Consider the following 15,862-nt stretch of genomic DNA (forward strand, 5'->3'; position numbering starts at 1 on the left):
TTGTGTTGTTATGTTACGCGAACCTGTCGGCTCGTGCGTTCGGGCGCTACTCGCCCTTGTTCTTCTGGACGATCTCGTCGGCGACAGCCTTCGGGACCTCCGCGTAGCTCTCGAACTCCATCGAGTACACGGCGCGTCCCGAGGTCTTCGACCGCAGGTCGCCGATGTAGCCGAACATCTCCGAAAGCGGGACGTGCGCACGCACGACCTTCACGCCGGCGGCGTCCTCCATGGACTGGATCTGGCCGCGACGCGAGTTCAGGTCGCCGATGACGTCGCCCATGTACTCCTCCGGAGTACGGACCTCGACGGCCATCAGCGGCTCGAGCAGGACGGGGTTCGCCTTCCGAGCGGCCTCCTTGAAGCCCATCGAACCGGCGATCTTGAACGCCATCTCCGAGGAGTCGACGTCGTGTGCCGCACCGTCGACGAGCGTCGCCTTGACGCCCACCATCGGGTAGCCGGCGAGGATGCCGTACTGCATGGCGTCCTGGAAGCCGGCGTCGACCGACGGGATGTACTCGCGCGGGACGCGACCACCGGTGACGGCGTTCTCGAACTCGTAGGTCTTGTCGCCCTCGACCTCGAGCGGCTCCAGCTTGAACTGGATCTTCGCGAACTGGCCCGAGCCACCCGTCTGCTTCTTGTGGGTGTAGTCGTGACGCTCGACGGCGCGCTTGATGGTCTCGCGGTACGCGACCTGCGGCTTGCCGACGTTCGCCTCGACCTTGAACTCGCGCTTCATGCGGTCGACGAGGATGTCGAGGTGCAGCTCGCCCATGCCCTTGATGACGGTCTGGCCCGTCTCGGGGTTGAGCTCGGTGCGGAAGGTCGGGTCCTCCTCGGCGAGCTTCTGGATGGCCGTGCCGAGCTTCTCCTGGTCGGCCTTGGTCTTCGGCTCGATGGCGACCTCGATGACGGGCTCCGGGAAGGTCATCGACTCGAGGACGACCTGGTTGTCCGGGTCGCACAGGGTGTCGCCGGTCGTGGTGTCCTTGAGGCCGATCACCGCGTAGATGTTGCCCGCGGTGAGCGAGTCGACCGGGTTCTCCTTGTTGGCGTGCATCTGGAAGATCTTGCCGATGCGCTCCTTCTTGCCCTTGGTCGAGTTGATGACCTGGGCACCGGAGTCGAGGCGACCCGAGTACACGCGCACGTAGGTGAGGCGACCGAAGAAGGGGTGCACCGCGACCTTGAACGCGAGGGCCGAGAACGGCTCCGTCGCGTCGGCGTGGCGCTCGATGACCCTCTCCTCGTCGCGCACGTCGTGGCCCTGGACGGGCGGCACGTCGAGCGGCGACGGGAGGTAGTCGATGACTGCGTCGAGCATGGGCTGCACGCCGCGGTTCTTGAACGCCGAGCCGCAGAGGACCGGGTAGACCTCGGAGTTGATCGTGAGCTTGCGGATCGCGCCCTTGATCTCGTCCTCGGTGAGCTCCTCGCCGCCGAAGTACTTCTCGAGCAGCGCGTCGTCGGTCTCCGCGACGGTCTCGAGGAGCTGCTGGCGGTACTGCTCCGCCTTCTCCTTGAGCTCGGCCGGGATCTCCTGGATCTCGTACTTCGCGCCCATGGTCACGTCGCCCTTGGCGTCGCCGGGCCACACCAGGGCCCGCATGTAGACCAGGTCGATGACGCCGACGAAGTCGTTCTCGGCGCCGATCGGCAGCTGGAGCACGAGCGGCTTCGCGCCGAGGCGCGAGATGATCGTGTCGACGGTGAAGTAGAAGTCCGCGCCGAGCTTGTCCATCTTGTTGACGAAGCAGATGCGGGGCACGTTGTACTTGTCGGCCTGGCGCCAGACGGTCTCGGACTGGGGCTCCACGCCCTCCTTGCCGTCGAAGACGGCGACCGCGCCGTCGAGCACGCGCAGCGAGCGCTCCACCTCGACGGTGAAGTCGACGTGGCCGGGCGTGTCGATGATGTTGATCTGGTTCTTGTTCCAGAAGCACGTGACCGCGGCCGACGTGATGGTGATGCCGCGCTCCTTCTCCTGCTCCATCCAGTCGGTCGTCGACGCGCCGTCGTGCGTCTCGCCGATCTTGTGGTTGACGCCCGTGTAGAACAGGATGCGCTCGGTGGTGGTGGTCTTGCCGGCATCGATGTGAGCCATGATGCCGATGTTGCGGACCTTGTTCAGGTCGGTGAGCACGTCAAGTGCCACGGGGTTCCTCCGGATGAAGTTGGAAGGGGCTTGGGGTGTCGGTGGTCGAGTAGGCCGCTCCGCGGCCGTACCGAGACCTCGCGAGGTCTCGACACGCGGCTTCGCCGCTACCCGACCACCGGAGTGACTACCAGCGGTAGTGGGCGAAGGCGCGGTTCGACTCGGCCATCTTGTGGGTGTCTTCGCGGCGCTTGACCGCGGCACCCAGGCCGTTCGAGGCGTCGAGGATCTCGTTGGTGAGACGCTCGGTCATGGTCTTCTCGCGGCGGGCCTTGGCGTAGCTGGTGAGCCAGCGGAGCGCCAGGGTGTTCGCGCGGTGGGGCTTGACCTCGACGGGGACCTGGTAGGTCGAGCCGCCGACGCGGCGCGACCGGACCTCGAGGGTCGGGCGCACGTTGTCGAGGGCCTTCTTCAGGACCGCGACGGCGTCCTGGCCGGACTTGTTCCCGACGTTCTCGAGCGCCTCGTAGACGATGCGCTGGGCGAGGTCCTTCTTGCCGTCGACGAGGATCTTGTTGACGAGCTGGCTGACGACCGGCGAGCCGTAGACCGGGTCGGCGACGACGGGGCGCTTCGGAGCGGGTCCCTTGCGAGGCATTACTTCTTCTCCATCTTCGCGCCGTAGCGGCTGCGGGCCTGCTTGCGGTTCTTCACGGCCTGCGTGTCGAGCGCGCCGCGGATGATCTTGTAGCGCACACCGGGGAGGTCCTTCACACGACCGCCGCGCACGAGCACCATCGAGTGCTCCTGCAGGTTGTGGCCCTCACCGGGGATGTAGGCGGTGACCTCGGTGCCGTTCGAGAGCTTGACACGGGCGACCTTGCGGAGCGCCGAGTTCGGCTTCTTGGGGGTGGTGGTGTACACACGGGTGCACACGCCGCGCTGCTGGGGGTTGGCCTTCAGGGCGGGCGCCTTGGTCTTCGTGACCTTGGGCGAGCGACCCTTGCGGACCAACTGCTGAATGGTTGGCACTGCTTCTCCTTGATGGTGCTGCACGGTGACAGCGTTGATGGGTTTCACATCACGACCCACCGGCACCGCCGAGCGGCGCTGCCGTACGTGGTGGGTATGCCGTGGGGGCGTTCCGGCCTCGGCGGCCGGAGCCCTGGTGTGCGCCATGATGAGAACCCGCATCGTGTCCGATCTCCGACTGGCGGATCGCGGGCATGAACGAGCGCGCGGCAGAGCGCACACCCGATCAATGGTAATCGGGCGTCACGGTGCGGTCAAATGGCGACGGATGCCGCGGGCACGCCCTGAGCGAACGGACGCCGCCCGGCTCAGCCCGGCCAGCCGGGGGCGTCGAGCTCGCGGTCGAGGTCCGCGAGCAGCTCGGCGACCTGCGGCTCCACGAGCCGCTCGACGGCGTTGGCGATCCGCTGCCGGTGCTGGGCGAGTTCGATGCAGATGCGGCGTCCGAGCTGCTTGGCGAACTCGTCGGCGAGGCGGACCTCCTCGCGCAGGGCCTCCTTCTCCTCGGGGGTGAAGGGACGCGGGGCCGGTTCGAAGGCCTCGGCCGCGGCATCCGCTTCGAGCCCCTGGAGGGTGAACAGGAACGGCGAGCCGGGCGTCGGTTCGGGATCGAGGTCGAGGCCGAGGAACTCCGGGTCGAGCCCCTCGCCCGCGCGGTAGGGCCGACGCGCCTTGCGCTCCTCGGCGAGGCGGATCTCGCGATGGAGCATCGGCAGGTTGCGGGCCGTGTAGTCGTCGACCGCGCCGTCGATGATGCCCTTCATGCGCATGCTGAACGCGTGCTGCACCGGGTGGGGCACGTCGGTGTCGAGGCCGGCGGCGGCGAGGATCGGCGATCCGAAGCAGCGCGTGCAGAGCCGCACGCGACCGCGGTGCGTGCCCGGCCTCCATCGCGGCAGCCACGCCAGCCAGCGGTCGACCTCGTGGCTCACGCGAGCCTCGACCGAACCCTCCACGCGGTTCACCCTACTGCGGCGGCCCGGCCGCGGCGCCGAACCCGCGAACGGATGTCACGCGGGACGCGCGCCTCACTCCTCGCCGTCGCGCTCCCACGGCCACTTCGGTCGCTCGACCCCGCCCTGCTGGGCACGCACGGTGACCGCGGCGAGGAGCGCGACCAGGGCCCCCGTGACGGGGATGATCGCCCCGAAGCCCACGGTCATGAACGACAGCGCGAACAGCAGCGAGGCGAGGATCGTGCCCGTGGCGGCCGCGTACGACACTGTCGCCCCGACGACGCCGGCCGCCCAGGTCGCCAGCAGCGCGAGGCCCGCGAGCGACCACGGGCGGAGGCCGCGGCCGAGCCCCCGACCCAGCAGCACGAGCAGGGCGATGACGGATGCCGCGACGGTGAGGGGTGCGACGAGCCGCCCCGCCTCGGGGTCGGGCACGGGCTCGACGTCGGCGAGCAGGCTCACGAACCCGAACGCGGCGACGATGAGCGCGACGTGCAGGGCGGCCGCGAATCCCGCGACGGCCCAGGATGAGGTCGAGTTCGTCGCCATGTCCCGAGCCTACGCCCGGGTGCCCGGAGCGCCTCGGCCCGGCGCGACCCGCGCGGCGCGTCGGGCGAGGGAGGCGAGCGCGGCGATCGAGATCGCCGACATCCCCTGGAGCGCCACGATCGCCCCGACCGCCCTCCCGGTCTCGGGGTCGGTCAGCGCGACGGCGCCGGAGGCGATCGCGCCCAGCCCGGAGGCGACCGCGAGGGCGGTGAGGCCCCGCGACCGGAGCCGGTCGGCCCGCGGCGCGCGCGCTCGTCCGCGGCCGCCGGTCCCGGCGAGGATCGCCGCGGCGGCGACCGCCGAGAGCGTGGCCGCCCAGGCGGCCGGCACGGTGCCGACGAGCCCGAGGACGACGAGCGCCGCGAGGAGCAGCGGCGCCGCGGCGAGGATCGCGCCCACGACGGCGCCGGGATCGGCGGCATCCGTGCGCGTCGGTGCCGTGGTGCTCGTCGCGCGGTCGGCGGGCACCGGCCGGCCTGCGGGAACGATCGACCCGGCGACGACGGCGGCCGCGGCCGATGCGCCGAGCGGGGCGACGGCAGCGGCCGCGACCACCGCGGGCGCCAGCACGCCGCGTCGCTCGAGGATCGCGAGCGCCGCGTCCCGCTCGGCACGCAGCCCCGCGGCCTCCTCGGCGGGCAGCCGCTCGGCAGCGCTCGCGGCGCGGGCGAGCTCGTCCGCCGCGGAGCGACGCGGCCGTCCGCCGGCCGCGGCCCGACGGGCGGCCTCGACCGCGGCATCCGCTCGCTCGGCCACCCGCGACCGGACCTGCGGGTGATCGCGCAGCACGAGCGCGTCGAGTTCGCCGAGCACCCGGGCCGCGTCGCGTCCGCCGGGCGTCGCCGTCGCCCAGTCCGCCGGCTCAATCACCTGCGGCTCCGCGCGACGGCGCCCACGCGAAGGTGCTCGCGATCGCGTCGGCGAGGGCGACGAGCGCGTCGAGGTCGATGCCCTCGACCGGATCGCCCGGATCGCGGACGATCGCCGTGGACAGCAGGACGCCGACGCGCCGGCCCGTGCCGGGAACGGGGACCAGGTGGTTGACCTGCTCGGTGCCGACGCGCTCGAGCCCGGGCAGGGTCGCGAACGTGCGACGCCAGCGGACGATCGTGCGGTCGTCGCCGAGGAACTCCGCGCCGTGGCGTCGGAACAGCTCGGCGACCTGGCCGTCCAGCGGCCGCCCGTCCGGGCCCGTGATGCGGCAGGCGCTCATCGACATCGGCACCGCCGTCGACTCGCCGACCTGGGTGGGCAGGTACATCGCGATGCCGTCCTTCGCGCGCAGCTCGCGGAAGGCCGCCTTGGTCCCGGCCGTCAGCTGGAACTCCAGGTCCGGACGCCCGAGCGGACGGATGCGCTCGCGCATGCGCGCCAGCAGCTCGCGCTCCTCGTCGTCCGTCGGGAGGTGGCGCGTCCAGCCCGGCGGGAGGAGCAGTCGGAAGGGCGGCAGTTCGGGGTGGCGCTCGACGGCCTCGGCGACGCCCGCGGGCAGCGTCACGAGAGCACCACCGAGTCGACGAGCCGCCACAGCTGCTCGGAGAGGGCGCCGACCACCGACGGATCGGCGCTCCGCGCGCGCACGGCCACGGCGCAGGCATCGGGGGTGAAGACGTAGCCGAGTTCGGCGATGCGGGGCGCTGCGGCATCCGTCGTCGGCTCGCCCGCCTCGAACACGCGCGCGTACCCGACCCCCGGTCCGAGCCCCCGCGCACGCACGTCGACGGGTCGCACCGGCAGGTCGCCCCGGAGGCCGGCGAGCTCGGCGCGCGGATCGGCCGGCCGGCCCTCCCGATCCTCGACCGCGATCTCGACGACGCCCGACGCGGGCAGGCCGAACGGGCAGTACCAGAGGGCGATCCCCCCGTGACCGGCGAGGTCGGCGTGCTGGGCCAGGAGCAGCTCGCGCAGGTCGGCGCGGCGCGACGGGTCGCGCCACGGTTCCATGACCTCGTGCTCGGCGAGCAGGCCATCGACCCAGGCGGTCGCGTCGTCCGCGCCGTCGGAGGGGAACGCCGTCGGCACGGGCAGGAACCACTTCGCCTCGTAGTCCAGCCGGATCGCCCTGCGGTCAGCCCCGCCCGTCATCGCGCCGCCAGCTCGCTGCTCCAGCGATCCACCGGGTCGGTCAGCGCGTCGAACGCCTGCCCGCCCAGCTCGTAGGCGCCGTAGAGCGGCTTGCCGATCGAATCGACCACGTTGAGGGCGGCATCGACGCCGGAGCCGCCGTGCTGCACGCCGTCGAGGACGGTGCCGCGCAGCGCGCCGTCGACGCGGTTGGTCACGGCGGCGCCGGAGCGCGCGTAGGCCTCGGACAGGCCCTCGGCGATCGAGCCGCTCGTGCCGCCCGTGATCCGCGCCGCCCAGCCCGAGGGTCCCGTGTAGCGCAGCGCGGACATGTCGTCGGCGAAGGCACCCATGCGCTGCAGGATGCCGCGGCTCTGCGTGAGGTTGCCGGCGGAGTTGACGACCGGACCGCGCATCACGTCGACGAACCCCTGCCACGCCCGGACCTCCCGGAGCGCCGTCAACCCGACCATGTCGGAGCCGAAGCCCGACAGGAACCGCCCGGCGCCCGACCAGCCGTCGGCCAGCTGGCCGAGCTTGGCGAGCCGGCCGAACGGGATGATGCCGACCACCGCCATGGCGATGTCGAACGCCCCGCCCCGGCCACGGGCGACCTTCCAGATCGTCGTGGCGAGCGCGGCGATGCCGACGATCGCACCGAGCAGGAGGAAGAGCGGCGCGCCCACGACGATGGCGAGGACGGCGAGCACCACCCCGGCGACCGCGAGCACCGTCGAGATCGCCTCGATGACCGGCAGGGCGTCGTCCCAGAACGAATCGCTGACACCGCGCTCGTTCGCGTCCTCCAGGCCGCTGAGGGCGGTCTCGTAGGCCGCGTCCCACGTGTCGTAGGGCGCGTCGTAGCGTGTCGCCTCGACGAGCCACGCGTCGTACGCGCGCTCGCGATCGGAGCGCAGGCCCGCGACCGCCTCCTCCCCCGCGCTGAGCTGCTCGGGAGTGGCATCCGGCGCCGGCGGCCGGGCGGCGGCATCCGCGTGGGCATCGCGGGCGGCCGTGTACCGGGCCCAGAGCTCATCGCAGGCCTCGACCACGTCGTCGATCGTCGGCTGCACCTCGCCGAGCGTGCGCCCGTAGTGGCGGAGCACCCGACCGCTCGGCTCGTACCGCTCGCCGGCGCGGCCCAGGTCGACGTGCAGGTCGCCGACGTCGTCCTTGAGGTCCTCGATCGAGTAGCCCTTGCCCCGGGCCCCGTCGACGATGGAGCGCAGCAGCGCCGCCGACTCGCGCATCTCGGCGCCGAGCGTCTCCATCTCGGCGCCGCGCGCCTCGATCCCGGCGGCATCGCCCTGGATCCGCCGGATCTCCCGGCCCGCAGGCGACCGGTCCATCAGCGACCCCCCGACCCGGACGCCGACGCCTCGGCGTCGACGTCGAGCGACGCGCCCGCCTCGCGGTCCCAGTCGCGCCACGCGCGCCCGATCGCGTCGACGCGCTCCTGGAAGGCCAGGACGTCCTGCTTGAGCGTCTCGCGCTTGTCGTCCCACTCCGATTCGAATCGGTCGGCCGCGGTGCGCAGCCCCGACCGCCCGCACGGGGTGCCGATCGCGGACTCGAGCGCGCCCGAGCGCGCGCCGGCGCGGTCGAACTCGACCGCGATGCGCTTGAGCGACCCGTTGAGCTCGTTGAGCAGCTCGTAGGGGATCTCGACGCCGTCGGACACGTGACGTTCCTCTCAGTTCGGGTTGGGACGAACGGCAGCGGCCGCGACGACGGTCTCCCGTCGTCGCGGCCGCGCGGGATCAGCGACCCGCGAGCTGCTGGTCGAGGTCCTGGATCGCCTGCATCATGCCGCGCAGGGCCTCGCCCATCTCGCCGATGCCGTCGACGGCGTTCTTCAGGCCCGTGGTGAGCTCCTCGTAGCCCTGGCCGAACTTGCCGGACGCGTGCTGGGTCTTGAAGTCGTTGCCGAGCAGGGTGTCGACCGAGCTCTTCAGCTGGTCGAGCTGCCCCTGGATGTCATCGCGAGCGTCGGCGAGCTTGTTCGCCATCGCCTCCATCTCGCCGTACGAAGCGCCGAAATCTGCGGCCATCGTGAAACCTCTTCCATCGTTCGGGATGCGTGCCCGCGACTGCGGACGGTGATCACCACCATACGGATGCCGCCCCGCAGGGGCCATGGGGAGCACTCCCCACCCGACGGCCCGGGCTCAGCCGGACAGCGGCAGCTGCACGAGCGTCGCCCGGCCGTTCTGGACGAAGAACCCGCGACCCTCCGGGAAGTCGCTGCGCTTGACCTTGGGGAACGGGGTCTTGAACACCGCATCCCCGTCGTAGGCGTCCGGACGGAGCGCCACGCCGCGGCGTCCCGCCTTGAAGTCGCCGACGAAGCCGAACCCGCTCGACAGCGAGGCCACGTCGGCGTCGCCGACGAGGAAGTGCTCGCTGCGGTTCACGGCCTGGAACAGCTCCTTCAGCGGCCGCTCGGCCTCCGAGTCGGCGAACTGCGTCACGTTCTCGACGGCGATCACGTACCGGCCGGGCACCGTCGGGTCGCCGATCACGTCGACGAGTTCGCGCGCGAGCGCCTTCACCTCGTCGGGGGTCACCGCGCTGCGCGTCCACTCGGCGTGGTCGGCCAGTTGCGGGCGTCGACCCGCGAGGTGGAACAGGCGCACGTCCGGATCGTGCCGCCGGACGGCATCGATCACGGCGCGCATCGCGGTCGTCTTCCCGCTCTGGGGCGGACCCGTGATCGCGAACGTGCCGACCGGTTCGAAGCCGATCGGGGCGAGCGTGTCGTCGGCGAGGCCGAGGGCCGGCTCCCCCGCCACCTCGGCGGGCAGCTCGCCCGGTGCGAAGGCCGTGGGCAGCGCCCGCACCGGTTCGGCCTCGTGCGCACCCTGGGCGCGCAGCCGGGTCGCGAGCGCCTCGAGCGCCTTCGTCTGCTCGGCGACGTTCGCCGTGCCGCCGAGCACCGCGAGCTGCGTCTCGAAGCCGTCGACGATGGCGCGTCCGGGCGCCGACCGGTCGTCGAGCACGTCCTTCGGCACGCCGAGCACCTGGTAGCCCGACTCGTCGGACAGCCGCAGCACGATGCGCTTGGTGACGTTGGCGCTCACCGCCGTCGGCACGGCGCCCGCGCGGTCCGCCGTCGCGACGACGTGCACGCCGAGCGGGCGGCCCTCGCCGAGCAGGCGCATCACGACGTTGTAGAAGGGCATGCGCACGGTCGTGGAGTCCCAGTCGGCCTTGAACTGCGCGAAGCCGTCGATGAGCAGCAGCACGCGGGGTTCGCGGATGCCGGTGAGCTCCCGGTACTCGGTGAGGCTGGCGGCGTTCACCTCGCTGAACGCCCGGCCGCGCCGGTCGAGGAGCGCATCAAGGGTGCGCAGCATCCGCTGGACGCGTTCGGCGTCGTCGCCCGGCACGACCGAGCCGACGTGCGGGAGCATCTCGAGGGAGCGCAGCGCGCCGGAGCCGAAGTCGAGCGCGTACACCTCGGCCGGTCCGAGATCGGGGCGCAGTCCGATCGAGACGGCGAGCGAACGCAGCAGCGTGGACTTGCCGGACCCGCTCGTGCCGTACGCGAGCATGGCGCCGTCGCGGTCCGGCGTGAACGACATCGGGGCCTGCAGCTGGCGCTCCGGGACGTCGGCCAGGCCGAACACCACGTCGGCGTCGCCGCGCTGCGGCAGGGATTCCAGCGCGACCGTCGTCGCCAGGTCGTCGAGCCAGGGACGACGCGGCGCGGGGATCGCCGCGGTGTTCGCCGCTCGGATGAAGGTCTGCACCATCCGCTTCTGGTCGTTCGGACCGGGGTCGACCGGGTCGAGGTCGTCGTCCCGCTCCCCCGCGACCTCCCACACGGTGGTCGACCCGAAGCGCAGCTCGGCGACGCGGACGTCGGCCTCGGCGGGGGCGTCGCTCGTCCACCCGCCGGCGTAGGCCGACTGGAAGGGCACGAGCCGACCGGGCCCGGTCTTCGCGATGCCCCGACCGGGGATCGCCGGGTCGAAGCCGGCGGCGACCGGGTCGCCCACGACGTCGCGCGAATCGGACTCGTCGGCCATGCGCAGCGCGACCCGGAGGTTGGTGTTCGCCCGCAGGTTGTCCTTGATGACGCCCGCCGGCCGCTGCGTGGCCATGATCAGGTGGATGCCCAGCGAGCGGCCGCGCTGCGCGATGTCGACGACGCCGTCGACGAACTCGGGCACGTCGCCCGCGAGCGCCGCGAACTCGTCGATGACGATGACGAGCGCGGGCGGGGTCTCCGGATCCCGGCGCTTCTCGAGCTCGAGCAGGTCCTTCGCCTTCTTGCGGTTGAACAGGTGCTCGCGGTGGTGCAGCTCGGCCCGGAGGCTCGTGAGCGCGCGACGCACGAGGTGCGGGCTGAGGTCGGTGACGAGGCCGACGCAGTGCGGCAGGTCGACGCAGTCCGCGAACGCCGAACCGCCCTTGTAGTCGACGAACAGGAACGTGACCCGGTCGGGACTGTACTCGGCCGCCATGCCGAGCACCCACGCCTGGAGGAACTCGGACTTGCCCGCGCCGGTCGTGCCGCCGACGAGGGCGTGCGGACCCTGCGTCCGCAGGTCGAGCGTCATCGCATCGGGGCTGCCCTGGCCGACGAAGGCCTTCAACGTGCCGGCCCGCTTGAGCCGCGGCAGCTTCGCGCCCGATCGGTCGACGATGGACGCGTTCTGCCGCCAGCGCTCCACGACGCTGTCGGCGTCGCGGGCCATCTCGTCGCCGATGAGCGAGAGCATCGAGACGCTCCTCGGCAGGTCGCTCGCGTCCTCCACGACCGTGCTCGCGTCGACCACGGGCGCGAGGCGCCGGGCGAACACCTCGGCGTACCGCATCGAGACGCCCTCGACCGCGACCTCCGCGTACTCGACGCCCGAGCGCACGACCCCCACGCGGGCCCGATCGAGGCCATCGGCGACGTCGATGAAGGTGCGGCAGGCTGCGGGGAGCGACGCGACCGTCGGCGCGACGAACAGCGTGTGGATGCCGACCTCCGCCCCGCGCTCGATGAGCTGGACGAGGCGAGGACGGTCGACGGGCGCGTCGGCCGAGACGATGAGCACGAGCGCCGAGTCGGGCCGCGGTTCGTCGCGGATGCCGCCGGGCGTGCCCACGCGCGCCCCGCGCGCCATCGACCCCTCGTCGTCGGCGAGCGGTCCGCGGCGCTGCGGCGCGGCGTCGAGGCGTTCGAGGATGAGCTCCTCGAGCGAGTTGAGCAGCGCGGCCCCCGCCGACGCGCTGTCGGCCAGTGCGGCGCCCGCGACGGGGTTGCGGTCGCTCGAGGCGTGCGGCAGCCACTTGAGCCAGTCGAGCTCCCGGCTCCAGCCGGGGTCGACGATGGCCGCGGCGACCACGTCGTTCGGCGCATGCAGGCCGAACAGCTGCACGGCGAGCCCGCGCAGCGCATCGGCGGCGAGGTTCGCCGGCCCGGCGACGCCGACGGCGCCCGCGCTCGGCAGCAGCTCGACGACCGGCACGTCGTCGATCTCGCGGTACCGCTCGCGCAGCACGTCCACCTGGCGCGCGTACCGGGCGATGCCGGGCTGCGACGTCTCCGACTCGCGCACGGAGTTGCGGCTCGTTGCCCGACCGACCCCGAGCCGGACCGCGAGGAAGTTCCAGTGCTCCGGACGCCGGGTCCACAACATGGGACCGAGGCGCATGGCCTGCTCGTACACCGTCGCGACCGGCGGCGCCTCGTCGTGGCGACGCTCGCGCTCGACGTGCCGCTCGCGCTCGAGGGTCTCCTCCAGCCGCTCCAGCTGCACCTCGAACGTCTCGATCTCCTGCTTGAGCTTCTTGCCGCTGCCCATCCGCTGGCCGAGGTAGTTGCCGACCAGCATCAGCGGCGACAGGAACACGATGAGCAGCGCCATCGGCCGCTCCGTCAGCGCGAAGATGGCCACGCCCATGAGCACGGGCGAGATGATCATCGGCCACGGGAACAGCCGCGGGTTCTCCTCGCTCGGCACGCGCGGTTCCGGGTGCGCGGTGCCCGGGTAGCGGGCCTCGACGCGGGGCGAGCGGTTGAACATGAGCGCGCCGCCGCGTTCGAGCACGGGGTCGGCCGCGGCATCCGTGCCCGCGAGCATCGCGAACGACACCACCGTGTCGCCGATGGTGACGCGCACGCCCGGGAGCGCGCGCACGCGGGAGACCGGCCCGCCGTCGACGATGAGCCCGTTCGCCGAGTTCAGGTCGACCACCTCGACGCCCTGGTCGATCTCGATGCGCGCGTGGCGCTTGGAGACGAGCGGGTCGGCGAGCACCACGTCGGCGTCGGCGGCGCGCCCGACCACGCTGTGGCCGGGTCGGAGCGGGAACTCCCGCCCGGCGTCCGGTCCGGAGTGCACGTGCATGATCGCGACCGGCGTCGCCGCAGCGGCCGAGCGCGACGACGGCGAGACCACGGCCGCGTTGAAGCCCGACCCGATCGGCGCGTCGGCGGCGAGCGTGTCGGGATCGAGGACGACGGGCTCGCTCGAGGTCGGCGGCGCCACGGCCAGGGTCAGCGGTCCGCCGTGGCGCGGCAGGTGGGCCGACGCCGGGTCGGCATCGGCGATGGAGCGCGCCATGTCGCCGACCGTCGCGGTCGCGTCGGCGGTCACCACCACGTCGACCGCCGGCCCGCTCTGCCGGCGGAACCCGAGCTTGAGCCTCACGCGCGCACCTCCTCGACCCGGAACTCGACCCCGCCGAGTCGCACCGACGCGCCCGCGTGCAGCGGATGCGGCACGCCGGCCTCGAGCTCCCGGCTGCGTCCGTCGGCCTCGACGATCGCCGTGCCGTTGCTCGACCACCGGTCGACGACGTGCACGCCGTGCTCGTCGAAAACCACCGCGGCGTGGGTCTTCGACAGGCCCATGGTCGGGTCGGCCACCGGCAGCAGCAGCGCCCGCTCGGGGTCGCCGTCGGCGCGCGCGGGGTCGCGGCCGATCAGGGTGGTACCGGATGCCGCCACCCGGGCGCCGTCGCCGAAGACGAGGATCGCCGAGGCGCGCGTCGCCGTCGGCGACGGGCCTGCCGCGGAGGGCGACGTCGTGGCGGGCGGGGGCGCGACCTCGGCCACGGGCGGCGGCGTCCACGCGCCGACGGTCGCTTCCGGCCGGGACGCCGGCGGCGCGGCGACCACGCCCGAACTCGAGCGGGCCGCGGGGATGAACGTGCGCTCGTCGATCCCGCGGTCGGACGCGAGCGACGGCAGGTCGGGACGCTCGGCGAACGGCGCCGACTCGACCTGCCGACGGGCGAACCGGAGCGCCTTGCCGTCGAACGGGTCGAGTCCGCGACGCACGTCGAGCACGAGGCAGCGCCCGACGCGGTCGAGCCAACTGCGTCCCCGTCCCTCCGGATCCCACAGTCCGGAGGCGAAGCAGATCGCCGGGCCGACGATCGGCAGCACCACCTGCGACGCCCAGAGGACGAGGACCCGCAGCACGACGCGCCAGAACCCGGGCCGGGCGAAGGTCGCCACGTTCACGGATCGCAGCCCCAGCGAGGCCTTGCCGATGGTGATGCCGCGCCGGCCGTGCAGGCCGAGCTGGGTGAGGCCGTACGCCGTGAGCAGCACCTGCCCGACCGCGGAGAGCACGAGCGGGCCGGCGAGGGTGCCGAGATCCGTGGCGGAACCCGCCATCACCACGGGGACGAGCTGCACGGCGGCGATGACGGCCGGGATCGACAGCAGCGCCCAGCCGGTCGCGTCGATGGCGAACGCGGCCGCCCGACGGCCGGTGGGCGCCGGTCGCAGGCCGAGTGCGGCGGCGTACGCGGGATCAGGGCGACCATCGGCGCCGACGCCGGGGATCGGCTCGTCGGCGTGCATGGTGATGCTCAACAGCGCTCCTCGGGTGTGCAGGGTCAGGGAGCCACCCAAGCAGGCTGGGCGTGCCACGTCGATGGGGAGCACTCACCGTGTGCACCCGACATCCGAGCGTAGCGCGCCGGCCGTGACCGGCCGAAGGTCAGCGCGACGACGAGATGGGCTGCGGACCCGCTGCGAGCTGCCGCTCGTACTCCTCGCGCGCGAGACGGTTGCGCTCGCCCACCGTGCGGCCGCGCGACGCGATCCACCCGCCGAACCAGATCGGCAGCTCGCGCGCGACGATTGCGGCGATGATCGCGTACGGGTCGAGCCAGCGGTCGGCGATGAAGTCGCCCGCCTCCTGCGGCGTGAACTGCCACGCTCCCACGGTCAGCAGCGACGCCCCGATGTAGGAGAAGTACACGACGACCGCGACGAGCAGGCCGAACACCGCCCAGGTCCACCACGCGGCCCGGTTCAGCGCCAGCGCGAGGAGCGCGAAGGCGATGAAGAAGAAGAGCACCGGGATCCAGAAGACGGGCTGCACCAGGAACTGGCCGAGCACCCGGGCGGCGTCGTCCGGCGCGTACTGGGTCAGGATGACGAGATAGGAGATGCCCGCGTAGAGGATCGCGAAGAGCACCGTGGCGATGAGCCCCACCAGGACACCGAACCCGCGGTTGCCCCGCGGCTTCGGCTCGGCCGGCGCCTGCACGTAGATCGCCTGCGGCGAGGGCGGCGAGGGCGGCGCGGGCGCGGCCGGCGCCGTGCTCGACGCGGCGGTCGCGCCGGCGCCCGCTGCGCCGATCGTCTCGGGCACGCCGGTCTCGCGACGGACTTCCTCGGCGCGCACCGGCTCGGGGCTCGCGGCCTGGAGGTCGTCGCGCTGCATCGCGGTGGTGTCGGTCCGGTCGGCCGGATCCGGGCTCACCGCGACCGGCGGGTGCTCGGTGCGCGCCCGCTCCACCGCGGCGTCGAGCGCCGACCGGTCGTCGGCGCCCTGGTCGGCCCCGGTGAAGTCGGGCTCGAGCGGCGGGGTGCCGGCCGCGTCGCTCGGCGCGGCCTCGGCCGGCTCGAGTCGGTCGACGTGCTCGGCATCCGGCGCGGTGGGGTCGACCTCGGCCTGGGCCGAAGCCGCCTGCGCGTCCGCCTCGGCCGACGTCGACGTCGACGCGTCGTCGCCGACCGCGTCGCGGGTCGGCTCGGCCGGCGCGTCGGGCCGGCCGTCGCCGTCGAGGTCGCGGCGCTCGGGGTCGGATCCGGGAGTCGTGCTGCTCATCGTCCGCTCCTTCCGGGCAGCATCGCCTGCCCGTGGTGCGGCCACTCTAGCAACGGGCGCGCGTCCGGCTGCGGAGCGCCGCGGCGCTT

At 72.8% G+C, this 15,862-nt stretch carries 14 protein-coding genes; all 14 read right to left on the reverse strand.

Going from position 1 to position 15,862, the window contains the following annotated elements; genetic code table 11:
* Positions 1-46: 46 nt before the first annotated feature.
* The gene (gene fusA / locus M1L56_RS06770) at positions 47-2,161 is read right to left on the reverse strand and encodes an elongation factor G (RefSeq protein WP_248598639.1); all 2,115 of its coding nucleotides are present in this window, start codon (positions 2,159-2,161) and stop codon (positions 47-49) included.
* A 127-nt stretch (positions 2,162-2,288) separates the two neighbouring features.
* A complete protein-coding gene (gene rpsG, locus M1L56_RS06775) occupies positions 2,289-2,759 on the reverse strand; it encodes a 30S ribosomal protein S7 (protein WP_248598640.1) in 471 nt (156 codons plus the stop codon).
* Positions 2,759-3,133 carry a 30S ribosomal protein S12 gene (rpsL, locus tag M1L56_RS06780; RefSeq protein ID WP_022889720.1) on the reverse strand — a complete coding sequence of 125 codons (375 nt, stop codon included), beginning with the start codon at positions 3,131-3,133 and terminating at the stop codon, positions 2,759-2,761. Before rpsL ends, rpsG begins: the two co-directional genes overlap by 1 nt.
* A 308-nt stretch (positions 3,134-3,441) precedes the next feature.
* Positions 3,442-4,089, reverse strand: a complete 648-nt coding sequence (locus tag M1L56_RS06785; protein ID WP_067948602.1) for a spermidine/putrescine ABC transporter substrate-binding protein — start codon at positions 4,087-4,089, stop codon at positions 3,442-3,444.
* Positions 4,090-4,161: 72 nt separating this feature from the next.
* Positions 4,162-4,638, reverse strand: coding sequence for a DUF6121 family protein (locus M1L56_RS06790; protein ID WP_248598641.1), 477 nt, complete (start codon positions 4,636-4,638; stop codon positions 4,162-4,164).
* A gap of 9 nt (positions 4,639-4,647) precedes the next feature.
* Complete coding sequence (locus tag M1L56_RS06795; RefSeq protein ID WP_248598642.1) at positions 4,648-5,508, reverse strand: hypothetical protein; 861 nt, start codon at positions 5,506-5,508, stop codon at positions 4,648-4,650.
* Positions 5,501-6,136: a hypothetical protein gene (locus tag M1L56_RS06800; RefSeq protein WP_248598643.1), complete on the reverse strand. Its 636-nt coding sequence runs from the start codon at positions 6,134-6,136 to the stop codon at positions 5,501-5,503. The genes M1L56_RS06795 and M1L56_RS06800 overlap by 8 nt, the downstream gene beginning before the upstream one ends.
* On the reverse strand, positions 6,133-6,723 hold the full coding sequence (locus tag M1L56_RS06805) for a hypothetical protein (RefSeq protein WP_067948627.1): 591 nt from the start codon (positions 6,721-6,723) through the stop codon (positions 6,133-6,135). The genes M1L56_RS06800 and M1L56_RS06805 overlap by 4 nt, the downstream gene beginning before the upstream one ends.
* Positions 6,720-8,051: a hypothetical protein gene (locus M1L56_RS06810; protein WP_248598644.1), complete on the reverse strand. Its 1,332-nt coding sequence runs from the start codon at positions 8,049-8,051 to the stop codon at positions 6,720-6,722. The genes M1L56_RS06805 and M1L56_RS06810 overlap by 4 nt, the downstream gene beginning before the upstream one ends.
* Entirely contained in the window at positions 8,051-8,383 is a 333-nt protein-coding gene (locus M1L56_RS06815; RefSeq protein ID WP_248598645.1) for a hypothetical protein, read from the reverse strand. The genes M1L56_RS06810 and M1L56_RS06815 overlap by 1 nt, the downstream gene beginning before the upstream one ends.
* 79 nt (positions 8,384-8,462) lie before the next feature.
* On the reverse strand, positions 8,463-8,753 hold the full coding sequence (locus M1L56_RS06820) for a WXG100 family type VII secretion target (RefSeq protein ID WP_067948620.1): 291 nt from the start codon (positions 8,751-8,753) through the stop codon (positions 8,463-8,465).
* A gap of 117 nt (positions 8,754-8,870) precedes the next feature.
* Positions 8,871-13,352: an FtsK/SpoIIIE domain-containing protein gene (locus M1L56_RS06825; protein WP_248598646.1), complete on the reverse strand. Its 4,482-nt coding sequence runs from the start codon at positions 13,350-13,352 to the stop codon at positions 8,871-8,873.
* Positions 13,349-14,527, reverse strand: a complete 1,179-nt coding sequence (locus M1L56_RS06830; protein WP_248598647.1) for an RDD family protein — start codon at positions 14,525-14,527, stop codon at positions 13,349-13,351. Before M1L56_RS06830 ends, M1L56_RS06825 begins: the two co-directional genes overlap by 4 nt.
* A gap of 127 nt (positions 14,528-14,654) precedes the next feature.
* Positions 14,655-15,773, reverse strand: coding sequence for a hypothetical protein (locus M1L56_RS06835; RefSeq protein ID WP_248598648.1), 1,119 nt, complete (start codon positions 15,771-15,773; stop codon positions 14,655-14,657).
* Positions 15,774-15,862: the final 89 nt, after the last annotated feature.

Origin of the sequence: Agromyces sp. C10, assembly GCF_023217995.1 — a bacterium.
Taxonomy (GTDB): domain Bacteria; phylum Actinomycetota; class Actinomycetes; order Actinomycetales; family Microbacteriaceae; genus Agromyces; species Agromyces indicus.

Excerpts from the sequence above, each read along its gene's own strand:
- rpsG (WP_248598640.1), bottom strand. The coding sequence starts at position 2,759 with ATGCCTCGCAAGGGACCCGCTCCGAAGCGCCCCGTCGTCGCCGACCCG.
- M1L56_RS06790 (WP_248598641.1), bottom strand. The coding sequence starts at position 4,638 with ATGGCGACGAACTCGACCTCATCCTGGGCCGTCGCGGGATTCGCGGCC.
- M1L56_RS06805 (WP_067948627.1), bottom strand. The coding sequence starts at position 6,723 with ATGACGGGCGGGGCTGACCGCAGGGCGATCCGGCTGGACTACGAGGCG.
- M1L56_RS06810 (WP_248598644.1), bottom strand. The coding sequence starts at position 8,051 with ATGGACCGGTCGCCTGCGGGCCGGGAGATCCGGCGGATCCAGGGCGAT.
- M1L56_RS06820 (WP_067948620.1), bottom strand. The coding sequence starts at position 8,753 with ATGGCCGCAGATTTCGGCGCTTCGTACGGCGAGATGGAGGCGATGGCG.
- M1L56_RS06835 (WP_248598648.1), bottom strand. The coding sequence starts at position 15,773 with ATGAGCAGCACGACTCCCGGATCCGACCCCGAGCGCCGCGACCTCGAC.